The following is a 24,314-nucleotide window of genomic DNA, read 5'->3' on the forward strand; positions in this document are numbered from 1 at the left end:
GAGGTGGCTCCTTCAGTGCCGCAAATGGCGGGATGTCGGAAACCAATGGTACGCAGAACGCTGCGAAATGAGGTTGCAAAGATCGTCTAATATCCGGGACGTAGAGGGCTGTATATCGAACTATGTATCTCTTTATTTCTTTAATATGAAAAAGAGCGAAACAAAATTGCAGGAAGATGCTGACGCGTCGGCGGCTTCAGCGCGCCACGCCTTGGATCGCACCGATCGCGCGATTCTCAGGACGCTCCAGCGCGATGCGTCCATCTCCAACGTGGCCCTGGCGGCCAAGGTGAACCTCAGCCCGCCGGCCTGCCTGCGCCGCGTGGAACGGCTCAAGGAGCTGGGGCTGATCAAGGGGATTGTTGCGCTGCTCGATCCGCGTGCGCTGGATCTGGGGTCGCTGGTGATGATCGGCGTCGTGCTGGATCGCTCGACGCCGGAATCGTTCACGGCATTTGAGAATGCGGTGCAGAAGGTGCCCGGTTGCCTAGAATGCCACGTCGTGACGGGCGAATTCGATTACTTCATGCTCGTGCGCACGAAAGACAACGAAGGCTACAACCGGCTCCATGCCGAACAGTTGCTGTATCTGCCGGGCGTGCGGCAGATCCGGACGTTCATGGTGCTCAAGCAGGTGCTGTCGACGACGGAGCTGCCGGTGGCTTAGCCGACGGTGCGAGCGGCTAAGCCCTTGCGTTGATCCATCAGGCGGTTCCAGAGCATGCCGGCCCGGTTGCCGCTTCTGCAATACGCAAGGATGGGCTTGGGCAACGTGTCGACCAGTTCGCCAAATGCCGCGACGTCTGCATCGCCAATGCCGTTCGGCTCGACCGGCAGGTAGCGCGCTTCCAGGCCCAGCTCGCGGGCGGCAGCGGCAATGTCCTCAAAGGCGGGCTGGTCGATGCTCTCGCCGTCTGGGCGGTTGCAGATCACCGAGCGGAAACCTGCATTGCAGATGGCCTTCAGATCGGCGGGCATGATTTGCCGCGAAGCCGTCAACCCGCTGGATGCGGTGGCGCGACATTGCTCGATCGCGCGCTGGAAGCACGCAGCGGCAAAGTCAACGTCCTGTTCGGTCGCAAAGCGGCCCAGGCTGATGCGCACGGTGCGGCCGGCGGCATCGGCATCCAGGCCAATGGCCGTCAGCACGTGCGAGGGCATGCCCGCAGCGGAGTTGCACGCCGACGTTGACGACACAGCAAGATCGTCGCCCAGCATCATCGGCATGAAGCCGGGCGCGTTGACCGTGAAGCTGAGGGTGTGGGGAATGCGTCGTGCCACGTCGGCGTTCTGCACCACGTCGCCGAGAGCGAGCACCGCGGCCTTCAGCCGCTGGCTCAGCGCGGCAATGCGGGCGGTTTCGTGCTCCAGCTCTTCCGCAGCCAATTCGCACGCGACGCCCATGCCGACAATCTGATGCGTCGCCAGCGTGCCCGAGCGCAGACCACGCTCATGGCCGCCGCCGTGGATTTGCGGCGCAATGCGTGAGGCGATGTCGCGGCGGACATACAGTGCGCCGATCCCCTTGGGCCCATAGACCTTGTGGGCGGACATCGAGAGCATGTCGATGCCGAGCGCGCGCACATCGATCGGCGTCTTGCCGAGTGCCTGTGCGGCGTCGACGTGGAACAGCGCGCCGGCGGCATGCACGATCTGCGCGATCGCACCAACGTCAGTCAGCGTGCCCAGTTCGTTGTTCACCAGCATGAGCGAGACGAGCCCGGTGTCAGGCATCACCGCAGCGGCGACCGCTTCGGGCGTCATTTCGCCGTCGCGTGTTGGTGACAGATACGTCACCGAACAGCCGCGCGCCGACAGGTTCGCCATCGTGTCGAGAATGGCTTTGTGTTCGATGCGGCTCGTGATGAGGTGGCGCTTGCCGGTGGCGGCGTCTGCGTAGCCCTTCAGCGCGAGGTTGTTGGACTCGGTTGCGCCCGAGGTCCAGATGATCTCGTCGGCATCGGCGCCAATGAGCGCTGCAACTTGCTTGCGCGCTTGCTCGACCTTGTTCCGCGCGAAGCGGCCCGTCGCATGTGAACTTGACGCAGGGTTGCCGAAGGCGCCTTCCATGCCAAGGCAGGCGGTCATGGCCGCAATCACGCGAGGGTCGGCCGGCGTGGTGGCTGCGTAGTCGAGGTAATGGAGGGTGTTGCTGTCGCTCATGTCGTTTGTGTGCTGGGGTAGAGGCAGGAAAAATGATACGGCGGACGGCTCAGAAAAATAATTCAAAGTTCCCTGTGAATTCCTGGATGTGGCGTGGAATATTCCCTAAAATTCAGCTTCTGTAGAAGAAAATTTCTCTATCGAAATGGATGCCATTGACCGCGAATTACTGAGACTGTTGCAGGCCGATGCGACGCTGCCCATCGCAGAGCTAGCGCAGCGCGTGAACCTTTCGCAAACGCCGTGCTGGAAGCGGGTGCAGCGGCTCAAGGACACGGGCGTCATCCGCGCCCAGGTGGCGCTGTGCGACGCGCGCAAGCTGGGCGTCGGCACCACGGTGTTCGTGGCCGTGCGCACCGATCAACACACCGAGAAATGGGCGCAGCGTTTCACGCAAGTGGTGCGCGATATGCCCGAGGTGGTGGAGGTCTACCGGATGAGCGGCGAGATGGACTATCTGCTGCGTGTTGCGGTGGCGGGCATCGAAGACTATGACCGCGTGTACAAACACCTCATCAAGTCCGTGCCGCTGTCGGATGTGAGTTCATCGTTCTCGATGGAGCAGATCAAGTATTCGACTGCGCTGCCGGTGCGGGATGTGGGGCAGGGGGATTGAGGGTGTATTTGCGGCTGAACTGTGGAGGGGCTTCGTGGCCGCTATCCCAGCATCAGCAGACCAGTTTTGACGTGGCGGTCGCTTCATGCGTTTCGACGTCGCGTTCGTGAGCCTCTGAGGCAATGACGACCCGGTTGCGCCCTTTCTCTTTCGCCAGATAGAGCGCCGCGTCCGCTCGGGCGAGGGTGGCCGCCAATGTGTCTCCGGGCATGACGCACTCGACCCCCGCGCTGAAGGTGCAACGCACGCCTTCTCTTGGCGAATGCTCAACTGCGAGCCGGAGTTCATCCATGACAGCCGCAGCGGCGGTCTTTTCCGCGTCGACCATCACAATCGCAAACTCCTCGCCACCGAGGCGACCGAACAGATCGCCTGGCTTCAGCCGCGTGGAGACCACCGACGTGACGTGCTTGAGAATGCGATCGCCCACCGCGTGGCCGAAACCGTCGTTGACTGCTTTGAACTTATCGATGTCCAGAACAGCAATCGACAACGGTTTGCCGCTCGCCACCGCGTCGTGAAGCAAGACGCTTGCCCTTGCCATGAACGCACGCCGCATCAGTACGCCCGTGAGTTCGTCAATATTCGCGAGCTGCTCCATCCTCCGGGCGAGTTGATCGTGCGCGAGCATCACCATGCCGGTCGACATGCATGGGAACGTGACGATCGCCAGCCCAAGAAACAGAACGTTCCACGCTGACGGTTCGGGAAAAGCCGATTGCGGCAGGCCGAAGGCAACGGCGATCGCCCGGGTGACATGGAACAACGCGCCCAGGTATGCGGCCGCGGCAACGAATCGATAGGGATAGCGGGCGCCCGCATGCGGCGCGTGACGCAGGGCCAATGTCCCGACAGCAATCCGGGCATAGGCAAAGAACACCGACACGATCCCAATCTTTGCGCTGACGTTCGGCGATATGAGCGTGAAATACACCAACGCAACGAACGCGATGGCAAACGCCCCCGTCTCTTGAGTCACCGCCCAAGGCTTGCCGAAAAACTGGCGCATCCCCTGTATGAGCAACAGGACGGCCGTCAGCGTGATGAGTGCAGCCGCCAGGGTGACGAACCGTGCTTGCAGACTGCCCGCGGTCAGCACACACGCCGAAGCCGTGGCCAATAGCGCGTGTGCCACGCACCAGCGGCCTATTCCCGGCACGGCGGTCCGAAGCAGTGATCCAAGGATGGCGACGCTCATCAAGCAGGACACCATCACGATACCTATCAGAGCGAGCGGGCTGAGCATGAGATCGGACAGGCGACAGGAATGGGAACAAGACAAGCGCGCATTCGGCAACCGAGCCTAGGCCGGATGGGCCGACCTGTGGCCACGACTGCTGGAAGCCTTCTGAAGCGGCGAGGCTTGGGTGTAGAGCATTCCCCACAACCTCTGCCTATCGGCAGTTTTGTGCGTCTCTTAAGGCTCATTTTTGCAATAGGGTGTCGCCGATGGCACAACGTGCGCAGGAACGCCGGGAAGAGGGCAGTTGCTGTCCGATGTTGTACGTCCTGCGCACGGCACCATTATTCGTTCTGCGCCCACCTTTCAACGATATCCGCGGGAATCGCCTGAAACACCTCCGCAAACGGTTTCCCCACCAGCGACTCTGCCTGCCGAAGCAACAGCGCGACCGGACTGCTTGGCTCGTGCGCTTCAAACCAAGTGCGAGCGAAGCGGATTTGCGTCAAAGCGGCGTGACGGCTGGTTGGCATAGCGTTGACGTTCTGGGAGGGGGCAGGTTGCGCGTCTGCTGGCGGCAACGGGGCATTGTTGGCGCGGGGGGGCGCTGGGGCCGGTGCAGCAGCAGGGGGTATTTCACTTGCCGGCGCATATTCAATCGCCACGGGCTGCGCCGAGTCAGGACGCCCGGCCAATTGCAGCAGCCGTATCAACGGCTTCAAATCTGGCGCGTGATCGGGCAGTGAAGTTTCGGACCACAGTTGAATGGACTGCGCCAGCGCGCAGGCTTCCTGCATAGCCTCAATCTGAGGCAGTCCTTGGCTACGGAGGGCTTCCAGTTGCTGATGCACTGATGCCGGTGCAAGCGCATCGGCTGGACGTGACATGCCAAGCGCACGCTCGATGTCGCGTATCTGAAGGCGCATGTGGTGCCGAGCCAAACGGCATCAAGCGCGCAACAAGATGCCGGCACCGATAGTGGTACAGATGCGTTGTCATACATGAACGGCGCCTTTGATGAGCAGCTCCGACTGCTCAGTCCTCAAGGCATTCCGCTTGCCAACATGAACAAGAATGACAAGGCCGCAATAACTGCTATGCGGAACCGGCCATTGTCTCCGTGCTGCTCGGGCAGGAGTTGATCATGCATCAATATAATTCGGCTAGCATCGGGTTATATAAAAGAAAATAATCGTGAAAATAAAATATCTATCTGACTCCGATGAAAATTACGCATGCCTGGAGAAGCACCTGAAAAGTGGCAATCTGGGTGGGTTGTCTGATCGAGGTGTGTACGAGGCACACAAAATTTTTGACGAGATTCGGGGGGTATTCGAAGAAGTTGCCTCTAAAGTGAGGCGAGAGGAGATCGGGTTCCATGATGTGTACCCAGCGGAACTTGTTTTGCCAACGCGGTTTGAATCTCCGATTCAATATTCGATACTTAATGGGCTTGTCGAAAAAATCAAGAAAGCTACTCAAGATATTGGATTGGATGCTGAGAACTTTCCTTTGTATTCCACAATTCCAACTGGTCTTGTAAATGCGCAGGCGGTTCGACTGGATTGCTCGGAAAAGAAATTTCTGCTCTTTGACTCTCAGATTTTCACCTATTGCAATCTGTTCGCCAAAGCCTTTTCTCTATGCATCCCGATTTTAGAGTCGGAGGACGGTGCCTATCGGTTTTCCGTCGATCTTGATGATGTTTGTGAGAATATAAAAAATAATCGAGAGTGCATCGAAAAATTTGAGGAGTTGCTTTCTGTTATTGATGAGACAGCAGTGCCGTCTATGGTTAAGCCATATATTCCGGGAGATGCGCACCTTCAACTTGCTGCACTATTCCGCGTCGGAATGGAAGTGTTTTTGGTGGCACACGAATTTGGCCATGTGTTCGCGAATCACTTGGAGAGTTTTGTTTCAAAATCCGTCATCGATAGTGCTGTCGGGGAGTCAATTTCGGATTCGCACTTCCAGGAGTATGAGGCTGACTCGATTGGCTTGATTTTGACGCTCAAAGCTCGTGCTGATGATGGTTTTGACGTTTCAATGTCTTTTATCGGGGCCTATCTCTTCTTTGTTGCCTTGGATCTTCAAGATCGCTACTAATTTTATATAGAGCGGGGAGATTTGTCGCAATATTCTTCGCGAGAAAGTGAGACGCATCCAAGTAATCGTGATCGCGCGTCTTTTTTGGTTTGTTTGTTAAATCAATTGCCGATAGGTTCCGACGACATTGAATCCGCAAAACATCTAGCCAAGCAATATTCAAAAATAGTCGATCTAGTATGGCTTGAGTTGGAAAAGCGCCTTTCAGGAGCGCGCGAAAACACTTGAAATTTCGATGTGACCGGCCCTCGCGCCAGTTCGGCGACGGGCCGAATTCAAAACCAGCATAGATGCCATCTACGGACGTAAATTAAAACAGCGAGATGCCCAGCCCGCCACTCCAACGCTGGGCCCGGCAGACTGCGACGGACTGCCGCGTAGCGAGCCCCCGCCACCGCCTTAATCAGTCTCCTAGGTGGCATTCCGTCGCCCAGGTCGTCCGTCCCGGAAACCTCCGCTTTTGGTATGACCCATTTGGGCCATACGCACGTCTGGAGCAACACCAGCGGCTCGGCAGATGTCAGCGAACCCATGCCGCCAGGAATGGAGCGTGATGCGCCTATCCATGATCTTGAGCGTTTCCCGCAGGAAGCGGCCATAACGCTTAGAGAAGCCATCCGACACCACGCCGTACTTGTTCGGTTTTGCCGGACAGGGAGGGGGGCTCTGGCCGTTTGGCGACCTACTTTGAGAATCCCTCTAAAGGTCCGATATCGAGCGTTGGTGCAATTGGCTCGGATGGGCCGCGCCGCAAATCGGCTCTGGGCCTAGTTTTGCGGTGGTTTCCTTGGTGCAATTCTGGCACACTGCGCGGGCAGTTTTCCAGAAATCGCCCGATGCGGCGACTCTCTAAGTGCCTGATTCGCAAAGAATTTTGGCCTGCCCAGAGGGATTCGAACCCCCGACCGTCGGCTTAGAAGGCCGATGCTCTATCCAACTGAGCTATGGGCAGATATGCAGATATGCAGGCTGCCCAGGCATACCAAAAACGCGCGGCCTCCGGGTGCCTGGGAGGCCGCGATTCTAACAGATGGGATGTTGCGCCGCGCTAATGCTGGGGCGGGATTTCCGGCGGTAGCTCCCCGGGCGGCAGTTCGATTGGGGGCGTTTGGGGTTCAGGGTCGTGCACCGGGTCGTGGGCCGGTTCGTCGGGCGGCGGCATTTCCGGCGGCGGGTGCGGGGGCTGTTCGGGCGGCTGCGGCGGCGTGATGTGGGCGCGCTTGGTCAGGTCGGGCAAAGCGGGCATGGGCTGCCTCCATACATGGGTCGAGTTCGGGTTTGCCCTGATCAAGCCCGCAAGCGTCGTTCCTGCGCATCATCCAAAAGGTGATACCTAAAATACGTACCCCCCAATTGGGGGGATTTTTGATACATTTCGTGGCGTCGGGTAGTGCCATACAACAATAACGTTTCATTCGAAATTCCGTGCAAGGACGCGGAACACTGTGCCTATGCACGCCAAACGGGCGTGACGAAGCCTTTTGGGTTCGGCCAGACGGGAAATCAGGGAGTCTTGTTTGGGCAGCCATGGAGCGATCCATGGGGCTGCTGTGTTTCGCCATGGCTGCAGGGAGCCGGGGCGAGGCGCTAGCCATGGGGCAGGGAGGAAACAACAATGAGCACGCGTCATGCACGACGCCCGGCAGGGGCGTCCCGCAGTACCTACATCCGTAGCGCCCAGAGCGGGCGCATTGGCGACCGTTCCAACGCCAACGATCATCGTCTGCCGCCCAGCGGCGTACCACGCATGCTGTTGTGGCTGCTGGGGGCAACGGTCCTCTTGGCGGTGGCGAACTACACGCTGAAGCTGTTCGGCTGAAGCAAGGCCGGATCGCCTTACAACACTTTCCCCGGATTCATCAGGCCGCGCGGGTCCAGCGCCTGCTTGATCGCGCGCATGGCTGCCAGTTCAACGGGGCTCTTGTAGCGCGCGTTGTCTTCGCGCTTGAGCTGGCCGATGCCATGTTCGGCTGAGATAGAACCGCCGTGCGCATGCACGCTGTCATGCACGATGCGGTTGATGCCGTCCTGGTTGGCCAGGAACGCTTCGTGCGCATGGCCTTCTGGCGGCGACACGTTGTAATGCAGGTTGCCGTCGCCAAGATGGCCGAACGTCACCATGCGGATGCTGGGATAGGCTGCGGCCAGCGCGCGGTCGGTCACGTCAATGAAGTCCGCAATGCGCGAAATGGGCACGCCAATGTCGTGCTTGATGTTCTTGCCTTCATCGGCCTGCGCCAGCGGAATATGTTCGCGCAGGCTCCAGAAGTCGCGCGACTGCGCCACTGATCCCGCCACCGCCGCATCGTCGATCACGCCGCGCGCGAGCGCGTCTTCCATGAGCGATTCGAACAGCGTGCGCGCGTGCGCTTCGCTTTCCAGATCGGACAATTCCAGCAGCACATATTGCGGATATGCCTGCGTAAACGGCACGCGCAGCTGCGGGTAATGCTTGTGCACCAGCTCCAGGCAAAACGCCGACATCAGCTCGAAGCCTGTCAGCAGCGTCCCTGCATGGCCTTGCGCCAGCGATAGAAACTCCAGCGCTTGCCGCGGCGATTGCAGCGCCGCCAGCGCCGTCACCTTGGCGCGCGGTTGCGGAAACAGCTTCAGCATCGCCCCGGTGATGATGCCGAGCGTGCCTTCCGCGCCGATCAGCAAGTCCCGCAGGTCATAGCCTGTGTTGTCTTTGCGCAGGCCACGCAAGCCATTCCACAGTTCGCCGTTGGGCAGGACCGCTTCGATGCCCAGGCAGAGCTCGCGCGCGTTGCCGTAGCGCAGGACGGCGGTGCCGCCCGCATTGGTCGCAAGATTGCCACCGATCGTGCAACTGCCTTCGGCCGCCAAGCTGAGTGGGAAGAGGCGGTCAGCATCTGCGGCGGCTTGTTGCACGTTGGCCAGGATGCAGCCGGCATCCGCGGTGATGGTGTTGTTGATGGGGTCGACGGCGCGCACGCGCTGCATGCGCTGCAACGAAATCACGACTGCGCTGCCTTCCATGTCGGGCGTGGCGCCGCCGCACAGGCCGGTGTTGCCGCCTTGCGGAACGATGGGCACGCCGTATTCGCCGCACAGGCGTACGAGTGTTGCCACCTCGTCGGGGCTGGCCGGGCGCAACACTGCGCGTGCGCGCCCCGTGAAACGCTTGCGCCAATCGGTAAGGTAGGGCGCCAGGTCTTCCGGCGCGGTCAGGACGTGTGTTGCGCCGATGGCATCAACGCAGGCTTGCAGGAAGGCATCGTGAGTCATGACGGGTCAGGTGCTGTGGCCGGCGCGGGCTTTTGCAGCGCGCTTGAACGGGCGCAGGTAGAAGATGGTTGCGGTAAAGAACACCACGCTGAGCGCCACCTCGCCCCATGCCAGAGAGCGCGAAAGCCCAACGTCCGATGTCGCCCGCACGATGCCTTCGGTAAAGAACAGCAGGATGAACATCGACGCCCATTGCATCGTGTAGCGGTTCTTGCGCAGCACGCCGGGCAGTGGCCACGCCAGCAGCAGCGCCTTCAGCGCCAGCCACGAGCCGCCCGGGCGCACGGGCGCGAGCCACAACTCCCACGCGGCGCACAGCACGATCAGTGCGATGAGGCTGCCTGCACTCAGCAGAGCCAGTGCGCGGGATTCGGTGACGGCGTTGTCGGCGGGAGTCATGCGGCGAGCTTCAGAGCAGTCTGCGCCAGCCTCCGGCCCATGGCCGTGGCGAGCGTGCGTTCGTGGGCGGTAAGCGGTGCGGTATCGCCGCGATGCGCGACGTGTGACGGTCCGTACGGTGTGCCGCCGGCATCGGTGGAAAGCAGTTCGCTGTGCTGATACGGCAGACCGAGCACGACCATGCCATGGTGCAGCAGCGGCAGCATCATCGAGAGCAGGGTGGTTTCCTGCCCGCCATGCATGCTGCCCGTGGAGGTGAACACGCATGCCGGTTTGCCCGCCAGCGCGCCCGCCAGCCATTGCGGTGTGGTGCCATCCAGGAAGTACTTGAGCGGCGCGGCCATGTTGCCAAAGCGCGTGGGCGAACCCAGCGCCAGGCCCACGCATTCCTCCAGGTCGCGTACTTCCACGTAGGGCGGGCCGCTGTCGGGCACGTCGGGCTGCGTGGCTTCGCAGACGGTGGAGACGGCGGGCACTGTGCGCACACGCGCCTGAGCGCCGTCGACGCTTTCAATGCCTTGCGCAATGGCTTCGGCCAATGCGCGCGTGCTGCCGTGACGGCTGTAGTACAAGACCAGGATATCTTTCATAACAAAGCGTTGAGAGCGTCGCGGTATTATAGTTGCGCCCCCCAACCCCGCCTCCAGCCTCATTTTTCATGCTTTTTGACACCCGTGCGCTTCGTCAATGGAATGCCGCCAAGCTGCGTGCGCTGGCGCGTTACGCCTTGCGCCGCGCCGGTGAAGATCGCCTTCCGCAAGTGGCCAGCAGCCTGACGTTCACGACGGTGCTGTCGCTCGTTCCCATTCTGACGGTGGCGTTTGCGCTGTTCACGGCATTCCCGATGTTCAAGAGCTTCCGGGCGGACATCGAGGGCTACATGTTCAGCAATCTCGTGCCGGGCAACATCAGCCGGCCGATCCTGACGTATCTCAACCAGTTTTCAAGCAACGCCAAGGGGTTGACGGCAGCAGGCCTGATCGGCCTGGTCGTGACCTCGGTGATGACCATGCTCACCATCGAGAACGCGTTGAACGCCATCTGGCGCGTGCGCCATCGACGGCCGCTCGCGCAGCGCGTTCTGGTGTTCTGGGCTCTCATGACATTCGCGCCGGTGCTGATTGGCGCAAGCCTGTCGGTTAGTTCGTACCTCGTGTCGATCTCGGCGGGTTATGTGCACAAGCTGCCGTTCGGCCTGGGTGTGATTGTGGGCTTGGTCCCGATCCTGCTTTCGGCGATTGCGTTTGCGATGCTCTACGTGTTCGTGCCGAACACCAATGTGGAGCGGCGCGATGCCTTCATTGCCGGCCTGATTGCCGCGGCGGCGTTTGAAATTGCCAAGCGCGTTTTTGGCGCTTACGTTGCGCATATCCCGACGTACACGGCCGTCTACGGCGCATTTGCCACGCTACCGATCTTCCTGACGTGGATCTACGTGAGCTGGCTGGTGACGTTGCTCGGTGCGACCATCGCGTCGACGCTGCCGATCATCCGCCAGGGCTATTGGCAACGGCGCACGTTTCCGGGCAGCGAGTTCTTCGATGCGCTGGGTGTTCTGCTGCTGCTGTATCGCGCCCGCGAACAGGCACCACGTACGGTGGCCGAGCGTGATATCGGCCGGCGCCTGCAATTGGAAGCCGATTACCTGGCTGACCTGCTGACCAAGCTGAAGGCACTGCATTTGATCGGCAAGCTGCAGCAGGATCGCGGTGAGACCCATTGGGCGCTGCTTTGCGATGCGCACACGACCACGCTGCGACCGCTCTATGAAAGGCTGGTGCTGAGTCTGCCGCGCTTGCCGCGCACCTCGCTGGCACGCCATCTGGGGGACACGCACACGCTGGTCAGCCAACTGCAGAATCCTGCGCTCGATGCCACGTTGGAGAGCATTTTCACGACTGGCGAACGCGGCGTGGCGGCGGCAGCGCAGGCGGCTACGGCACCCGCGGCGTCCGCAATGGCCGCCGCCAGCGCCGGCGCCTGACGCTTCAGAAAGGGATCTTGCCGGTCCAGATGTCGCGATACATCACCCAGTCGCCCATCAGGCTGTAAAACGGATGGCGAAACGTGGCGGGCCGGTTCTTCTCGAATCCGAAGTGCCCGACCCACGCGAACGCGTAACCGCTCACCGCCGCTCCGAGCAGCCACCACAGGTTGCCCGTAAGGACAAGCAGGATCAGGCATACCAGCGCCACCGTCGAGCCGGCAAAGTGCAAACGCCGGCAGGTGCGGTCCTGGTGCTCGTTCAGGTAGTACGGATAGAACTCGGCAAAGCTGCCGAAGCTCCGGGTGTCAGTGGTGGCCATGATGCGTCTCCAGGAGGCGACTTATGCGGCGACCGGGTCTCGTTCTCGCGCAAAGGCGATCAGCGCGTCGAGTGTGCCGTCGGGGCATTCTCCCATGATCGCGTGCCCGCCTGGGAGCCCGACAACGCGGCTGCCGGTCAATCCTGCCGCAACCTGACGTCCAGCTTTCGCTGGGGTCATCTGGTCTTTCTCCCCGACGATGACGAGTGACGGACACTGCACGGCCGCCATGGCTTCGGCGCCGCGTGCATAGGCGTTGCAGGCGGCAAAGTCCGTGTGAAAGACGGGCGCCTCGGTACCGTGCGCAATCCGCTCCATCAGCCGCTGGCTGCCGCCATGCATCCAGAAGCCCGGCCCAGGGGACGATGGCTTGTTCGCGAGGCTGGAATGCGACCACGTATTCACCATGTCAATGGCGCTGGCCGTGTTGTTGAGCGCCGCATCAAGCAGCGCATCCGACACCTTCATCGGCCAAGCCGTCGCCACCAGGGCGATGCGGCGCACGCGACTTGCGTACCGTGACGCGCACTCCAGTGCAATCAACGAGCCCATGCTGTGGCCGACGACGATGACCGGTTGCATGACGCCAGCCGCCTGCACCAGCGCCATCACCCAATCGGCCATGGCTTCCACCGTCTGCAACGGGGCCCCGGCGCTGCGGCCGTGTCCGGGCAGATCCACCGCCAGTACGCTGAAGCCGTGGTGCGCAAACCAGCGCGTCTGCAGCCCCCAGACCGAATGATCGTTCTGCGCGCCATGCACGAACACGACGCATGGCAATTCGGCGTTGAACGGCTTGTCGCCGGTGTAGGCGTAGGCGCGCTCGCCTTGTACGGTCCATTCCATCAGCGGGCTCCCGTTGCGTTGGAGGCGGCTTTGCCCGGCGCGGCGGACATCGCGCGCTCGGCGGCTTTCAGGCCGCGCTTGAGATCGTCGATCAGGTCGTCGGCGTCTTCCAGGCCGATGGAAAGGCGGATCGTGCCTTCGCTGATACCGGCTGCGGCCAGCGCGTCGGCGTCCATGCGGAAGTGCGTTGTCGATGCGGGGTGGATGACCAGCGAGCGTGCATCGCCCACGTTGGCGAGGTGCGAGAACAGGCCGAGCGACTCGATGAATTGCTGGCCGGCACGCCGGTCGCCGCGCAGGTCGAAGCTGAACACCGCACCGCTGCCGCGCGGCAGCAGGCGCTTGGCCAGCGCGTGATCGGGGTGCGATTCCAGCTCAGGGTAGGCGACCGACGCCACCATCGGGTGGCTGGCCAGGAAGGCGACGACCCGGCGGGCATTGTCAACATGCCGCGCCATGCGCAGCGGCAGTGTCTCGATGCCTTGCAGGAGTTGCCACGCGGCCATCGGGTTCATGCAGGCACCGAAGTCGCGCAGGCCTTCGCGTCGCGCGCGCAGCAGGAAGGGCGCGATGGTGCTTTCCTCGGCAAACACCATGTCGTGGAACCCCGCGTACGGCTCGGTCAGCTCGGGGTGCTTGCCGGCGGCCACATAGTCGAATGTGCCCCCGTCCACCAGCACGCCGCCGATGGTCGTGCCGTGCCCACCCAGGAACTTGGTGGCCGAGTGATAGACGAGGTCTGCGCCATGCGCGAACGGCTGCAGCAGCCACGGCGTGGTGAAGGTCGAATCGACCAGCAGCGGAACGCCCGCGTCATGGGCAATCGATGCAATGGTCGGGATGTCCAGCACATCCAGCCCTGGGTTGCCGAGCGTCTCGCCAAACAGCAGCCGGGTGTCCGGGCGGATGGCAGCGCGCCAGCCATCGATGTCGCCCGGCTTGACGAAAGTCGTCTCAATGCCAAAGCGGCGCAGCGTGTAATGCAGCAGATTGTGCGAGCCGCCATACAGCGCCGAAGACGCGACGATATGCGAGCCGGCACCCATCAGCGTGACGATGGCCAGATGCAGTGCCGCCTGGCCCGAAGCCGTGGCGATGGCGCCTACGCCGTTTTCCAGCGCTGCCATGCGCTCCTCGAACACGGCAACGGTCGGGTTGGAGATGCGCGAGTAGACGTGGCCCGCGCGTTCCATATTGAACAATGACGCCGCATGTTCGCTGTCGCGGAACACAAAGGACGTGCTCAGGTGAATGGGCGTGGCGCGCGCGCCGGTGGCCGGGTCGGGCGCGGCACCGGCATGCAGGGCCAGCGTGTCGAAGCGGGCTTTGGACATGGATTCAAGCACCCCGAAAGGGAGCGGGAGCGGGTTTGGACGGGCCATGCTAGCACTGCTGCCTGTTGCAGCGCATTCCGGGCAAACGCCGAGCGGGCGCGGTTTTTGACAGGTTTTTTCTGCGCTGCATGCTTGTCGAAGCGATCCGGTTTGGGCTAGGATCAGAGCACAACCATAACCACAACCCGCGCGCGGTCGCCCCCCGGCAGACCGGCACCCCGAACTCTGGGAGACGCAATATGAAAGTCAGCGACATCCTCCACGTGAAGGGCAACACGCTCTACACCGTGGCACCTGAAACCAAGCTCCAGGTGGCCGTGCAGACGATGGCGGAAAAAGACATCGGCTCGCTCGTGGTCATGGAGTACGGTGAACTGGTCGGCATGCTGACCTTCCGGGAAATCATCAAGGTTGTCGCCAAGAACCACGGTTCCGTGGGCGACGGCACCACCATCCGCAAGGTGATGGACGATCATCCCGTCACCTGCACGCCCGAAACCGAGGTCAACGAAGTGCGTCGCATCATGCTGGAGCACCATGTGCGCTACCTGCCTGTGCTCGACAGCCGCACGTTGATGGGCGTGATTTCCTTCTACGACGTGGCCAAAGCCGTGTTGGAAGATCAAAGTTTCGAAAACAAGATGCTCAAGGCGTACATTCGCGACTGGCCGGAAGAAAAGGCCAACGAAGACTGATCTGCGCGATCTCTTTACCGCATTCATGAAACCCGCCCGCCATTGCGAGCGGGTTTTTTTGTTGAACCAACAGCCTCCTGCCGATGAGCCAATCGAGCCAGTTTTCCCTGCTGAAGCAGCGTCGTTTTGCACCGTTTTTCTGGACCCAGTTCCTGGGCGCGATGAACGACAACGTTTTCAAGGTGGCGTTTTCCTCGCTGGTCACGTACCACGCCGCGCTGTTCGGCAATGCTGACCCGGCTTCGGCAGCGTTTCTGATCTCTGCGATCTTCATTGCGCCTTTCGTGCTGCTATCGGCCACCAGCGGACAGATCGCCGATCGCATGGACAAGGCGCGGCTGATCCGATTGGTGAAGACGTTGGAAATCGCCATCATGGCGATCGGCTGCGCGGGTTTCGCGCTGCGTCACGTTGAACTGCTCTACCTGTGCACGTTCCTGATGGGCGTGCATTCGACGCTGTTTGGGCCGGTGAAGTACGCGTATCTGCCGCAGCATCTGCAATCGACAGAACTGGTGGGCGGCAACGGGCTGGTGGAAATGGGCACCTTCGTTGCCATCCTGATCGGCACCATCGGCGGTGGCGAGCTGGCCAATTACACGCGCAACGGCGAGCTGATCGGCCCGATGTTCACGGGCATCGCATGCATTGTCATTGCCGTGGCCGGCTGGCTGACCGCGCGTGGTGTGCCGGTGTCGCCGGCGTCGCAGCCGGACTTGCGCATCAACTGGAACCCCATCTCCGAGACTTGGCGCAACCTGAAGCTGGCAAGCAACCAGCGCGCGGTGTTCCTGAGCCTGATGGGCATTTCGTGGCTGTGGTTCGTGGGCGCGACGTTCCTGACGTCGTTCTTTGCCTTTGCGCGTAACGTGCTTGGCGGCGATCAGAACGTTGTGACGCTGCTGCTGGCCGTGTTTTCAGTCGGCATCGGGTTGGGGTCTGTGCTGTGCGAAAAGCTCTCGGGGCGCAGGGTGGAAATCGGCTTGGTGCCGTTTGGCTCGATCGGCATGACGGTGTTTGCAGTGGATCTGTACTTTGCGTCGCACGCCGAGGCATTGGTTGCGCACGACGTGCTGACGGGCATTTCCGGCTTCCTGCAGAACCACCGCCATTGGCGCGTGCTGGCCGATCTGTTCCTGCTGGCGATGTTTGGCGGCTTCTATAGCGTGCCGTTGTACGCGTTGATCCAGAGCCGGTGCGAACCGACGCACCGCGCACGCATCATTGCCGCCAACAACATTCTCAACGCGCTGTTCATGATCGCTTCCGCGGTGCTGGCGATGGTGCTCACGCGTGCCGGATTCACGATCCCGCAGTTGTTCCTGGTGACCGGCATCCTCAATGCCGTGGTGGCGATCTACATCTACACGCTGGTGCCGGAATTCCTGATCCGGTTCGTGATGTGGCTGCTGATCCATACCGTCTACCGCGTGAAGGTGGACGGTTCCGAGCAGATTCCCGATGAAGGCCCATGCCTGCTGGTCTGCAACCACGTGAGCTTCGTCGATGCCGTGGTGGTGGGCGCGTTCGTGCGCCGGCCCGTGCGCTTTGTGATGGACCACCGTATCTTCAAGGTGCCAGTGCTGTCGTGGTTCTTCCGCACGGTCAAGGCGATTCCGATCGCGCCGATGCACGAAGACCCGGAGATGCTCACGCGCGCCTACGACACCATTGCGGCTGCACTGGCGGAAGGCGAGGTCGTCTGCATCTTCCCCGAAGGCAAGATCACCGCCACGGGCGAGATGAACCCGTTCAAGGAAGGCATGCGCCGCATCATCGAGCGCACACCTGTGCCGGTGGTGCCGATGGCGCTGCGCGGGCTCTGGGGCAGCTTTTTCTCCCGCAAGGGCGGGGCGGCGATGTCGCGCCCGTTCCGTCGCGGTTTCCTCAACAGGCTGGAGCTGTGCATCGGCACGCCGGTGCCGGCGCATGCCGTATCGCCGGAAGCGATGCAGGCCGCCGTGCTGGCGCTGCGCGGGGAGCGGCTCTAGCGCCGGGCTCGCCTCCGGACTTCGATACACTGCCGGTTGGCCTGCATCGGCCATGATGCTTTCTCTGACCCCCAACTCTCCCATTACCTGCCATGAAACACGTTTCCCCGCTGCTGTGCGCCTCGCTGCTTGCCCTGGCTGCCGCTACCGTGCAAGCCGCATCGCCGGCATCCGAGACGCTGCCCTCCGGTGTGATCGTCCAGACGTTGACCAAGGGCACCGGCCCGTCGCCCAAGGCCAGCGACACGGTCAAGGTGCACTACCGTGGCACGCTGACCGACGGCAAAGAATTCGATAGCTCCTACAAGCGCGGCCAGCCGATCTCGTTCCCGCTGAATCGCGTGATTCCCTGCTGGACCGAAGGCGTGCAGAAGATGCAGGTGGGCGGCAAGGCCAAGCTGACGTGCCCGGCGACCACCGCTTACGGCGAGCGCGGCGTTCCCGGCACTATTCCGCCCAATTCGACGCTGAACTTCGAGGTCGAACTGCTTGGTATCGGCGGCTGACCAAAGGGCCGATAGATCGGCCTTACAATAGCGTTTTCCTGATGTTTCGCGCCGCGGCGGTCGCGGCGCTTTCCCGAGCTCGATCATGTCTGGCAATACCCTGGGCCTGCTGTTTTCCGTCACCACCTTCGGCGAGTCGCATGGCCCGGCCATCGGCGCTGTCATCGACGGGTGCCCGCCCGGCATGATGCTGTCGGCAGAAGACATCCAGCCCGATCTGGACCGTCGCAAACCCGGCACCTCGCGCCACGTCACGCAGCGCAAGGAGGAGGACCTCGTCGAGATCCTGTCCGGCGTGTACGAAGGCAAGACCACGGGCACCCCGATTTGCCTGCTGATCCGCAATACCGATCAGCGCAGCAAGGATTACAGCAACATCGCCGAGACCTTCCGTCCCGGCCACGCCGATTACACCTACTGGCACAAATATGGCGTTCGGGATCCGCGCGGTGGCGGCCGTTCTTCCGCACGTTTGACGGCGCCGACGGTGGCTGCGGGTGCCGTCGCCAAGAAGTGGCTGCGTGAAAAGTTCGGCATCGAAATCCACGGCTTCATGTCGCAGCTGGGCGATATTCACATCCCGTTCATGGACTGGAACGAGGTGCCGAACAACCCGTTCTTCGCGCCCAATGCCGAGATCGTTCCCGAGCTGGAAACCTATATGGATGCACTGCGCAAGGACGGCGATTCCGTCGGCGCGCGCATTGAGGTGGTGGCCACGGGCGTGCCCGTCGGCTGGGGTGAACCGCTGTTCGATCGTCTGGATGCCGATATTGCACACGCGATGATGGGCCTGAACGCCGTGAAGGGTGTTGAGATTGGCGCAGGCTTCCACGCGGTCAGCCAGCGCGGCTCCGAGCATGGTGATGAACTGACGCCGGAGGGTTTCGTCGGCAACAACGCCGGGGGCATCCTGGGTGGGATTTCGACAGGGCAGGACATCTCCGTGTCGCTGGCGATCAAGCCGACCTCGAGCATTCGCACGCCGCGTCGTTCGATCGACAAGGCGGGTGATCCGGCTGTGGTCGAGACGTTCGGCCGCCACGACCCGTGCGTCGGCATTCGTGCTACGCCAATCGCCGAGGCGCTGTTGGCACTCGTGCTGATCGACCACGCGCTGCGCCATCGCGCGCAATGCGGAGATGTGTCGGTGCAGACCCCAGCCATCGCGGCAAAAGCTTCCTGAATCGATTCGCTCAGGCAACAAAAAAGACGGCTTCAAGCCGTCTTTTTTGTTGGGTGCTCGCCCGGTACTTACATGCCGACGTAGTTCGGCCCGCCGCCGCCTTCCGGCGTGACCCACACGATGTTCTGTGTCGGGTCTTTGATATCGCAGGTCTTGCAGTGCACGCAGTTCTGCGCGTTGATCTGCAGGCGCTCGGTGCCCTCGTCGTTCTTGACGAACTCATACACGCCTGCCGGGCAATAGCGCTGCTCGGGGCCGGCAAACTGCGTCAGGTTGATGCGCGTCGGAACGGTCGGGTCTTTCAGCGTCAGGTGAGCCGGCTGGTTCTCTTCGTGGTTCGTGTTCGAGATGAACACCGACGACAGCCGATCGAACGTGATCTTGCCGTCCGGCTTCGGATACTCGATCTTCGGGCACTCCGATGCCGGCTTGAGCGACTGATTGTCCGATTTCGTGCCGTGCAGCGTCCAAGGCGGGTTGCTGACGCCAATCTTTGGCAGCAGCCACTGTTCGATGCCGGTCATGATCTTCCCCAGCGTCGGGCTCTTCTTGAACCACAGCTTGAAGTTGCGCGACTGATCCAGTTCTTCCTTCAGCCAGCTCTGTTCGAAGGCTGCGGGGTAGGCAGACAGCTCGTCAGCGGAACGGCCGGCCGTCACGGCTTCGAACACGGCTTCACCGCACATCATGCCGCTCTTGATGGCCGCGTGGCTGCCCTTGATGCGTGCCGCATTCAGGTAACCGGCGTCGCAACCGACCAGCGCGCCACCGGGGAACACGGTTTTCGGTAGTGCTTGCGGCGTGCCGTTGTTGATGGCGCGGGCTCCGTAGCCGATGCGCTTGCCGCCCTCGATGTGCGCGCGGATGGCCGGGTGGGCCTTCCAGCGCTGCATTTCTTCGAATGGGCTCATCCACGGGTTCTTGTAGTCCAGCCCGATCACGAAGCCGAGCGTGACCTTGTTGTCTTCCAGGTGATACAGGAAGCCGCCGCCGAAGGTGTCGTCTTCCATCGGCCAGCCGGCAGTGTGCACAACGAGGCCAGGTTTGGCCTTTGCCGGGTCGATTTCCCAGAGTTCCTTGATGCCGATGGCGAAGGTCTGCGGGTCCTTGCCGGCGTTGAGCTTGAATTTTTCCAGCAGCTGTCGGCCGAGATGGCCGCGCGCGCCTTCCGCGAAGATGGTGTATTTGCCGAGCAATTCCATGCCGAGCTGGAAGTTCTCTGTTGGCTCGCCGTCTTTGCCGATGCCCATGTTGCCCGTTGCGACACCGCGCACCGCACCCTTGTCGTCGTACAGGACTTCGGCAGCGGCAAAACCCGGGAAGATCTCCACGCCCATGGCTTCGGCCTGCGTGGCCATCCACTTGACCACGTTCGACAGTGAGACAACGTAGCAGCCGTCGTTGTGGAAGTTACGCGGCACGAGCCAGTCGGGCGTACGCTTGGCGTCGGTCTCGCTCAGGAAGAGCACGTCGTCGCCGGTGACTGCCTGGTTGAGCGGCGCGCCGTCGGCCTTCCAGTTCGGCAGGAGTTCGTTGATGGCGCGCGGGTCCATCACCGCGCCCGAAAGAATGTGTGCACCCGGCTCGGAACCCTTCTCCAGCACGACGACGGACACGTCCTTGCCCGTCTCGGCAGCCAGTTGCTTGATGCGAATCGCTGTCGCCAAGCCGGCGGGGCCGCCGCCGACGACAACGACGTCATACTCCATGGACTCTCGCGGGCCGTATTGTTCGAGGAGCTGTTGCTGGTTCATAAGTGTCTCTTCGCTTGTAGGGCGTTTGCTTATTGGTATGACGGATTGCTGCATTAGAATTTTCCGCATTGTCCGGGACACGCCTGAATGCGGCAAGGGAAATTTCTGAACGATCGTTCGATTTTTTGCTAAGCTGCGCCCAAATCACATGCCGGTGTTGCTTCGGAGCAGCCCGGCGCATGTCAAACCAACACACGGGGAACACGCATCATGGGTCTGTCGATCAATCTGGAAGGCAAGGTCGCGCTGATCACGGGCGCGTCGAGCGGCCTGGGCGCGCGTTTCGCGCACACGCTGGCGGCGGCCGGCGCAAAGGTCGTGCTGGCTTCGCGCCGCGTCGAGCGACTGAAAGAACTGCGCGCCGACATCGAATCGAAGGGCGGCAGCGCCCATGTCATCCGGCTGGACGTGACTGACCCGGACAGCATCCGATCGGCCATCGCCCACGCTGAAACCGAAGCCGGCACGATCGACATCCTGGTCAACAATTCGGGCGTTTCAACCACGCAGCGCATGGTGGACGTCACGCCGGACGACTTCGATTTCGTATTCGACACCAACACGCGCGGCGCCTTCTTTGTGGCGCAGGAAACGGCCAAGCGCATGATTGCGCGGGCCAAGGGCGCTGAGAAGAACGGCTCGCCGCTGCCGCAGTCGCGCATCGTCAACATTGCATCCGTGGCGGGTTTGAAGGTGCTGTCGCAGATCGGCGTGTATTGCATGAGCAAGGCGGCCGTGGTGCACATGACCAAGGCCATGGCGCTGGAGTGGGGGCGTTATGGCATCAATACCAACGCGATCTGCCCGGGGTATATCGATACCGAAATCAATCATCACCACTGGGAAACCGAGCCTGGCCAGAAGCTCGTGCAGATGCTGCCGCGCAAGCGCGTCGGCAAACCGGAAGACCTGGATGGGCTGATTCTGCTGTTGGCGTCGGATCAGTCGGACTTCATCAACGGTGCCGTTATCAACGCCGACGACGGCATGGTGTAAGGCGCTGGGGCTTAGTGCCCCATCAGCCGCTGCACAAGTTCGAGCGAGGTGTTGGCGGCGTACTTCTTCATCAACCGCGCGCGGTAGATTTCCACCGTGCGCGGGCTGATCTCCAACTGCTTGCCGATTTGCTTGCTGGTCTTACCCTCGACCAGTTGCGCAGCGATGTCGCGTTCGCGCGGCGTGAGCGCTGCGGTAACGGGGCGATGTGCTGACAGATCTTCAAACGTCCAGATGCCTTCGCCCAGCGGTTTGGCGCGGTCTAGCGCCCGGCCCGTGACGTGGCACCAGAACAGTTCGCCATTGGCGCGCTTCATGATGCGTTCGTCGGAATAGCTGCCGCGTGCGTTCATGACGGGAATGATGCGCGCGCCGGTGCGCTCGTATTCGTCGTGCGTCGGATAGAGCAGCTCGAACGACTGCCCGATCATCGTCGTGCGCGCGTGGCCGAAGATGCGGGCGGCTTCGTCGTTGACGTCGAGCATCACCCGCTCGCGGGACATCACCATGCCGACAGGGGCAAGCTGGAACGCAGTTTGGTAGTCGAGGGCGGGCATATGTATTCGTACGTATTGCTGCGTCGCGCGACGCTTGCGTATTCTCGCCAGATTGTATCGTTACTATTTTCCGGCGCTGCATCGCACAAACCCCAACTGTGTGATCGGTCAAAACCCTGCCGGATTTGTTGGACCACCAAGGAAGGAGCACGCATGAACAAAATCTTCGCCAACGCGAGCGAGGCGCTCGCGGGCGTCGTCAAGGACGGCCAGACCATTGCCGTGGGCGGCTTCGGCCTGTGCGGCATTCCGGAAGCGCTGATTGCCGCACTGCGCGACTCGGGCGTCAAGGGCCTGACATGCATCTCCAACAACGCGGGCGTTGACGGCTTTGGCCTGGGCCTGCTGCTGGAAACGCGCCAGATCAAGAAAATGATTTCGTCCTATGTGGGCGAGAACAAGGAGTTTGAGCGCCAGTACCTGGCTGGCGAACTCGAGCTGGAATTCACGCCGCAAGGCACGCTGGCCGAAAAGCTACGCGCCGGCGGAGCCGGCATCCCGGCATTCTTCACCAAGACCGGCGTCGGTACGCTGGTAGCCGAGGGCAAGGAGCTGCGCGAGTTTGACGGCGAGACGTACGTCATGGAGCGCTCGCTGGTGCCCGATGTGGCGCTGGTGAAGGCGCAGGTGGCCGACAAGTCCGGCAACCTGCGTTTCAACCTGACCGCACGCAACTTCAATCCGGCTGCGGCCACCGCCGGCAAGATCTGCATCGTTGAAGTCGAAGAGATTGTTGAAGTGGGCGATTTGGCACCGGACGACATTCATCTGCCTGGCATTTACGTGCACCGCATCGTGCTTAATGCCACGCCCGAGAAGCGCATCGAAAAGCGCACCATCCGAGCAGCCAACTAAGGAGACCGACATGGCCTGGACACAAGACCAAATGGCGGCGCGCGCTGCCCAGGAGTTGCAAGACGGTTTCTACGTCAACCTCGGCATCGGCATCCCGACGCTGGTAGCCAACCACACCGGCGACAAGGAAGTCTGGCTGCAAAGCGAAAACGGCATGCTCGGTATCGGCCCGTTCCCCACGGAAGACGAAGTTGACGCCGACCTGATCAACGCGGGCAAGCAGACCGTGACCACGCTGCCCGGCAGCGCCATCTTCGGCAGCGACCAGAGCTTTGCGATGATTCGCGGCGGCAAGATCAACCTGTCGATTCTCGGCGCGATGCAGGTGAGTGAGACGGGCGACCTCGCCAACTGGATGATCCCCGGCAAGATGGTCAAGGGTATGGGCGGTGCGATGGACCTCGTGGCCGGCGTCAAGCGCGTGATCGTGCTGATGGAACATACCGCCAAGAAGAAGGATGGCACCGAAGACCTGAAGCTGCTGCCCAAGTGCACTCTGCCGCTGACGGGCGTGGGTGTCGTCGATCGCATCATTACGGACCTCGGCGTGATCGACGTGACCGAGCAGGGCCTGAAGTTGGTTGAAACCGCGCCGGGCGTTTCGCGTGAAGAGATCCAAGCCAAGACTGGCGTCAACCTGCTGTAATCGCTGACCTTCGGAGACACGCATGCTGCAAGGAAAAACTGCCCTCGTTACGGGCTCGACCAGCGGGATCGGTCTGGGTATCGCCTGTTCGCTGGCCGCGCAGGGCGCCAACATCATCATGAACGGCTTTGGCGATGTGGAAGCGCCCAAGGCGCAGATCGCGGCGGCAGGCAAGAACGCCATCCGTATCGGATACCACGGCGCCGACATGAGCAAGGCGGCCGAGATCGAAGCGATGTTCGCCTACGCCGATGCAGAATTCGGCGGCGTGGACATCCTCGTCAACAATGCCGGCATCCAGTACGTGGCCAACGTGGAGGATTTCCCGACCGAGCGCTGGGATGCCATCATCGCCATCAACCTCACCTCGGCTTTCCACACGACGCGGCTTGCCGTGCCGGGCATGAAGCGCAAGAACTGGGGCCGCATCATCAATATCGCTTCGGCGCATGGGTTGGTGGCATCGGCGCAGAAATCGGCGTATGTGGCGGCCAAGCACGGCATCGTCGGGTTCACCAAATCGGTGGCGCTGGAGACGGCACAGACGGGCATCACGTCCAACGCGATCTGTCCGGGCTGGGTGCTGACGCCGCTCGTGCAGAAGCAGATCGATGCGCGCGCCGAGAAGGACGGCCTGTCCGCGCTCGAGGCCAAGAAGGATCTGCTGATGGAAAAGCAGCCGTCGGGCGAGTTCGTTACGCCCGATCAGCTCGGCGCGCTGGCGGTCTTCCTGTGCAGCGATGCGGCCGAGCAGGTGCGCGGCGTGGCGTGGAACATGGATGGTGGCTGGGTCGCGCAGTAAGCCGATCTGTTTCAAAAAAAGCCTCGCTCCGGCGGGGCTTTTTTGTTTTTGATGGACAGCGCATGCCTGCTGCGCCGTCGCATGCTCGCGGGCCCGCGTACAATCAGGCTTTGCTGTCTCCGTC

Annotated in this window: 24 protein-coding genes and 1 tRNA gene; 13 read left to right on the plus strand and 12 right to left on the minus strand. The window is 61.7% G+C overall.

The genetic code is table 11. The annotated features are described in order from the left end of the window. Window positions 1-145: 145 nt before the first annotated feature. On the plus strand, window positions 146-667 hold the full coding sequence (locus BM136_RS02290) for an Lrp/AsnC family transcriptional regulator (RefSeq protein WP_175537059.1): 522 nt from the start codon (window positions 146-148) through the stop codon (window positions 665-667). Here the strand turns inward: BM136_RS02290 and BM136_RS02295 are convergent. After that, window positions 664-2,163, minus strand: coding sequence for an aminotransferase class V-fold PLP-dependent enzyme (locus BM136_RS02295; protein WP_092969937.1), 1,500 nt, complete (start codon window positions 2,161-2,163; stop codon window positions 664-666). The two genes, BM136_RS02290 and BM136_RS02295, sit on opposite strands and share 4 nt — an antisense overlap. Before the next feature lie 145 nt (window positions 2,164-2,308). Between BM136_RS02295 and BM136_RS02300 the strand changes: the two genes are divergently transcribed. Beyond that, complete coding sequence (locus BM136_RS02300; protein WP_024975461.1) at window positions 2,309-2,779, plus strand: Lrp/AsnC family transcriptional regulator; 471 nt, start codon at window positions 2,309-2,311, stop codon at window positions 2,777-2,779. 52 nt (window positions 2,780-2,831) lie between these two features. On the opposite strand, the gene BM136_RS02305 is transcribed toward BM136_RS02300, so the two are convergent. Beyond that, window positions 2,832-3,977: a GGDEF domain-containing protein gene (locus BM136_RS02305; RefSeq protein WP_254775597.1), complete on the minus strand. Its 1,146-nt coding sequence runs from the start codon at window positions 3,975-3,977 to the stop codon at window positions 2,832-2,834. A gap of 326 nt (window positions 3,978-4,303) precedes the next feature. Next, window positions 4,304-4,885, minus strand: coding sequence for a hypothetical protein (locus tag BM136_RS02310; protein ID WP_254775598.1), 582 nt, complete (start codon window positions 4,883-4,885; stop codon window positions 4,304-4,306). A gap of 268 nt (window positions 4,886-5,153) precedes the next feature. Between BM136_RS02310 and BM136_RS02315 the strand changes: the two genes are divergently transcribed. Continuing rightward, entirely contained in the window at window positions 5,154-6,068 is a 915-nt protein-coding gene (locus tag BM136_RS02315; protein WP_139219334.1) for a M48 family metalloprotease, read from the plus strand. A gap of 875 nt (window positions 6,069-6,943) precedes the next feature. On the opposite strand, the gene BM136_RS02320 is transcribed toward BM136_RS02315, so the two are convergent. After that, window positions 6,944-7,020 (minus strand) — tRNA-Arg (locus BM136_RS02320). Between the two features lie 663 nt (window positions 7,021-7,683). On the opposite strand from BM136_RS02320, the gene BM136_RS02330 reads away from it, so the two are divergent. Continuing rightward, the gene (locus BM136_RS02330; protein WP_092969945.1) at window positions 7,684-7,887 is read left to right on the plus strand and encodes a hypothetical protein; all 204 of its coding nucleotides are present in this window, start codon (window positions 7,684-7,686) and stop codon (window positions 7,885-7,887) included. Between the two features lie 17 nt (window positions 7,888-7,904). Here BM136_RS02330 and BM136_RS02335 read toward each other — a convergent pair whose 3' ends face one another. The 3 genes from BM136_RS02335 to wrbA are packed head-to-tail and all read right to left on the minus strand — an operon-like array spanning window position 7,905 to window position 10,306. Continuing rightward, window positions 7,905-9,317 carry an FAD-binding oxidoreductase gene (locus tag BM136_RS02335; RefSeq protein WP_092969947.1) on the minus strand — a complete coding sequence of 471 codons (1,413 nt, stop codon included), beginning with the start codon at window positions 9,315-9,317 and terminating at the stop codon, window positions 7,905-7,907. A 6-nt stretch (window positions 9,318-9,323) separates the two neighbouring features. Beyond that, window positions 9,324-9,716, minus strand: a complete 393-nt coding sequence (locus tag BM136_RS02340; protein WP_092969949.1) for a DUF2069 domain-containing protein — start codon at window positions 9,714-9,716, stop codon at window positions 9,324-9,326. Next, window positions 9,713-10,306, minus strand: a complete 594-nt coding sequence (gene wrbA / locus BM136_RS02345) for an NAD(P)H:quinone oxidoreductase (RefSeq protein WP_045203206.1) — start codon at window positions 10,304-10,306, stop codon at window positions 9,713-9,715. The genes BM136_RS02340 and wrbA overlap by 4 nt, the downstream gene beginning before the upstream one ends. 68 nt (window positions 10,307-10,374) lie before the next feature. On the opposite strand from wrbA, the gene BM136_RS02350 reads away from it, so the two are divergent. Continuing rightward, complete coding sequence (locus BM136_RS02350) at window positions 10,375-11,700, plus strand: YihY family inner membrane protein (protein ID WP_092969950.1); 1,326 nt, start codon at window positions 10,375-10,377, stop codon at window positions 11,698-11,700. A gap of 4 nt (window positions 11,701-11,704) precedes the next feature. Here BM136_RS02350 and BM136_RS02355 read toward each other — a convergent pair whose 3' ends face one another. From BM136_RS02355 to BM136_RS02365, 3 genes are read right to left on the minus strand one after another with little or no spacing between them, the layout of a single operon-like run. Then, the gene (locus BM136_RS02355; protein ID WP_092969952.1) at window positions 11,705-12,022 is read right to left on the minus strand and encodes an Mpo1-like protein; all 318 of its coding nucleotides are present in this window, start codon (window positions 12,020-12,022) and stop codon (window positions 11,705-11,707) included. 21 nt (window positions 12,023-12,043) lie between these two features. Beyond that, window positions 12,044-12,868 carry an alpha/beta fold hydrolase gene (locus tag BM136_RS02360; RefSeq protein WP_092969954.1) on the minus strand — a complete coding sequence of 275 codons (825 nt, stop codon included), beginning with the start codon at window positions 12,866-12,868 and terminating at the stop codon, window positions 12,044-12,046. After that, complete coding sequence (locus BM136_RS02365; protein WP_092969956.1) at window positions 12,868-14,202, minus strand: O-acetylhomoserine aminocarboxypropyltransferase; 1,335 nt, start codon at window positions 14,200-14,202, stop codon at window positions 12,868-12,870. The genes BM136_RS02360 and BM136_RS02365 overlap by 1 nt, the downstream gene beginning before the upstream one ends. 239 nt (window positions 14,203-14,441) lie before the next feature. Here BM136_RS02365 and BM136_RS02370 point away from each other — a divergent pair, with 239 nt between their 5' ends. The 4 genes from BM136_RS02370 to aroC all read left to right on the plus strand — a co-directional run bounded on the left by BM136_RS02370 (window position 14,442) and on the right by aroC (window position 18,580). Beyond that, on the plus strand, window positions 14,442-14,897 hold the full coding sequence (locus BM136_RS02370) for a CBS domain-containing protein (RefSeq protein WP_009240853.1): 456 nt from the start codon (window positions 14,442-14,444) through the stop codon (window positions 14,895-14,897). Window positions 14,898-14,980: 83 nt separating this feature from the next. Further along, window positions 14,981-16,888, plus strand: coding sequence for an MFS transporter (locus BM136_RS02375; RefSeq protein WP_092969958.1), 1,908 nt, complete (start codon window positions 14,981-14,983; stop codon window positions 16,886-16,888). 92 nt (window positions 16,889-16,980) lie between these two features. Then, window positions 16,981-17,394 carry an FKBP-type peptidyl-prolyl cis-trans isomerase gene (locus tag BM136_RS02380; protein WP_092969960.1) on the plus strand — a complete coding sequence of 138 codons (414 nt, stop codon included), beginning with the start codon at window positions 16,981-16,983 and terminating at the stop codon, window positions 17,392-17,394. A gap of 85 nt (window positions 17,395-17,479) precedes the next feature. Then, window positions 17,480-18,580: a chorismate synthase gene (aroC, locus tag BM136_RS02385; RefSeq protein ID WP_092969962.1), complete on the plus strand. Its 1,101-nt coding sequence runs from the start codon at window positions 17,480-17,482 to the stop codon at window positions 18,578-18,580. Between the two features lie 68 nt (window positions 18,581-18,648). Here aroC and BM136_RS02390 read toward each other — a convergent pair whose 3' ends face one another. After that, window positions 18,649-20,334 carry an electron transfer flavoprotein-ubiquinone oxidoreductase gene (locus tag BM136_RS02390; RefSeq protein ID WP_092969963.1) on the minus strand — a complete coding sequence of 562 codons (1,686 nt, stop codon included), beginning with the start codon at window positions 20,332-20,334 and terminating at the stop codon, window positions 18,649-18,651. A 210-nt stretch (window positions 20,335-20,544) separates the two neighbouring features. Here BM136_RS02390 and BM136_RS02395 point away from each other — a divergent pair, with 210 nt between their 5' ends. Next, window positions 20,545-21,330 carry an SDR family oxidoreductase gene (locus tag BM136_RS02395; RefSeq protein ID WP_045203199.1) on the plus strand — a complete coding sequence of 262 codons (786 nt, stop codon included), beginning with the start codon at window positions 20,545-20,547 and terminating at the stop codon, window positions 21,328-21,330. 11 nt (window positions 21,331-21,341) lie between these two features. Here the strand turns inward: BM136_RS02395 and BM136_RS02400 are convergent, their stop codons facing one another. Continuing rightward, window positions 21,342-21,887, minus strand: coding sequence for a LuxR C-terminal-related transcriptional regulator (locus BM136_RS02400; protein WP_004636022.1), 546 nt, complete (start codon window positions 21,885-21,887; stop codon window positions 21,342-21,344). A gap of 153 nt (window positions 21,888-22,040) precedes the next feature. On the opposite strand from BM136_RS02400, the gene BM136_RS02405 reads away from it, so the two are divergent. The 3 genes from BM136_RS02405 to BM136_RS02415 are packed head-to-tail and all read left to right on the plus strand — an operon-like array spanning window position 22,041 to window position 24,190. Further along, window positions 22,041-22,742 carry a CoA transferase subunit A gene (locus tag BM136_RS02405; protein ID WP_092969965.1) on the plus strand — a complete coding sequence of 234 codons (702 nt, stop codon included), beginning with the start codon at window positions 22,041-22,043 and terminating at the stop codon, window positions 22,740-22,742. 10 nt (window positions 22,743-22,752) lie between these two features. Then, the gene (locus BM136_RS02410) at window positions 22,753-23,388 is read left to right on the plus strand and encodes a 3-oxoacid CoA-transferase subunit B (RefSeq protein ID WP_024975498.1); all 636 of its coding nucleotides are present in this window, start codon (window positions 22,753-22,755) and stop codon (window positions 23,386-23,388) included. A 22-nt stretch (window positions 23,389-23,410) separates the two neighbouring features. Continuing rightward, complete coding sequence (locus BM136_RS02415; protein WP_092969967.1) at window positions 23,411-24,190, plus strand: 3-hydroxybutyrate dehydrogenase; 780 nt, start codon at window positions 23,411-23,413, stop codon at window positions 24,188-24,190. Window positions 24,191-24,314: the final 124 nt, after the last annotated feature.

This window comes from Ralstonia sp. NFACC01, from assembly GCF_900115545.1.
Lineage (GTDB): Bacteria > Pseudomonadota > Gammaproteobacteria > Burkholderiales > Burkholderiaceae > Ralstonia > Ralstonia mojiangensis.

Coding starts and splice junctions, on each gene's coding strand:
- BM136_RS02290 (WP_175537059.1), top strand. CDS start 146: ATGAAAAAGAGCGAAACAAAATTGCAGGAAGATGCTGACGCGTCGGCG.
- BM136_RS02295 (WP_092969937.1), bottom strand. CDS start 2,163: ATGAGCGACAGCAACACCCTCCATTACCTCGACTACGCAGCCACCACG.
- BM136_RS02300 (WP_024975461.1), top strand. CDS start 2,309: ATGGATGCCATTGACCGCGAATTACTGAGACTGTTGCAGGCCGATGCG.
- BM136_RS02305 (WP_254775597.1), bottom strand. CDS start 3,977: ATGAGCGTCGCCATCCTTGGATCACTGCTTCGGACCGCCGTGCCGGGA.
- BM136_RS02310 (WP_254775598.1), bottom strand. CDS start 4,885: ATGCGCCTTCAGATACGCGACATCGAGCGTGCGCTTGGCATGTCACGT.
- BM136_RS02330 (WP_092969945.1), top strand. CDS start 7,684: ATGAGCACGCGTCATGCACGACGCCCGGCAGGGGCGTCCCGCAGTACC.
- BM136_RS02335 (WP_092969947.1), bottom strand. CDS start 9,317: ATGACTCACGATGCCTTCCTGCAAGCCTGCGTTGATGCCATCGGCGCA.
- BM136_RS02340 (WP_092969949.1), bottom strand. CDS start 9,716: ATGACTCCCGCCGACAACGCCGTCACCGAATCCCGCGCACTGGCTCTG.
- wrbA (WP_045203206.1), bottom strand. CDS start 10,306: ATGAAAGATATCCTGGTCTTGTACTACAGCCGTCACGGCAGCACGCGC.
- BM136_RS02350 (WP_092969950.1), top strand. CDS start 10,375: ATGCTTTTTGACACCCGTGCGCTTCGTCAATGGAATGCCGCCAAGCTG.
- BM136_RS02355 (WP_092969952.1), bottom strand. CDS start 12,022: ATGGCCACCACTGACACCCGGAGCTTCGGCAGCTTTGCCGAGTTCTAT.
- BM136_RS02360 (WP_092969954.1), bottom strand. CDS start 12,868: ATGGAATGGACCGTACAAGGCGAGCGCGCCTACGCCTACACCGGCGAC.
- BM136_RS02365 (WP_092969956.1), bottom strand. CDS start 14,202: ATGTCCAAAGCCCGCTTCGACACGCTGGCCCTGCATGCCGGTGCCGCG.
- BM136_RS02370 (WP_009240853.1), top strand. CDS start 14,442: ATGAAAGTCAGCGACATCCTCCACGTGAAGGGCAACACGCTCTACACC.
- BM136_RS02375 (WP_092969958.1), top strand. CDS start 14,981: ATGAGCCAATCGAGCCAGTTTTCCCTGCTGAAGCAGCGTCGTTTTGCA.
- BM136_RS02380 (WP_092969960.1), top strand. CDS start 16,981: ATGAAACACGTTTCCCCGCTGCTGTGCGCCTCGCTGCTTGCCCTGGCT.
- aroC (WP_092969962.1), top strand. CDS start 17,480: ATGTCTGGCAATACCCTGGGCCTGCTGTTTTCCGTCACCACCTTCGGC.
- BM136_RS02390 (WP_092969963.1), bottom strand. CDS start 20,334: ATGAACCAGCAACAGCTCCTCGAACAATACGGCCCGCGAGAGTCCATG.
- BM136_RS02395 (WP_045203199.1), top strand. CDS start 20,545: ATGGGTCTGTCGATCAATCTGGAAGGCAAGGTCGCGCTGATCACGGGC.
- BM136_RS02400 (WP_004636022.1), bottom strand. CDS start 21,887: ATGCCCGCCCTCGACTACCAAACTGCGTTCCAGCTTGCCCCTGTCGGC.
- BM136_RS02405 (WP_092969965.1), top strand. CDS start 22,041: ATGAACAAAATCTTCGCCAACGCGAGCGAGGCGCTCGCGGGCGTCGTC.
- BM136_RS02410 (WP_024975498.1), top strand. CDS start 22,753: ATGGCCTGGACACAAGACCAAATGGCGGCGCGCGCTGCCCAGGAGTTG.
- BM136_RS02415 (WP_092969967.1), top strand. CDS start 23,411: ATGCTGCAAGGAAAAACTGCCCTCGTTACGGGCTCGACCAGCGGGATC.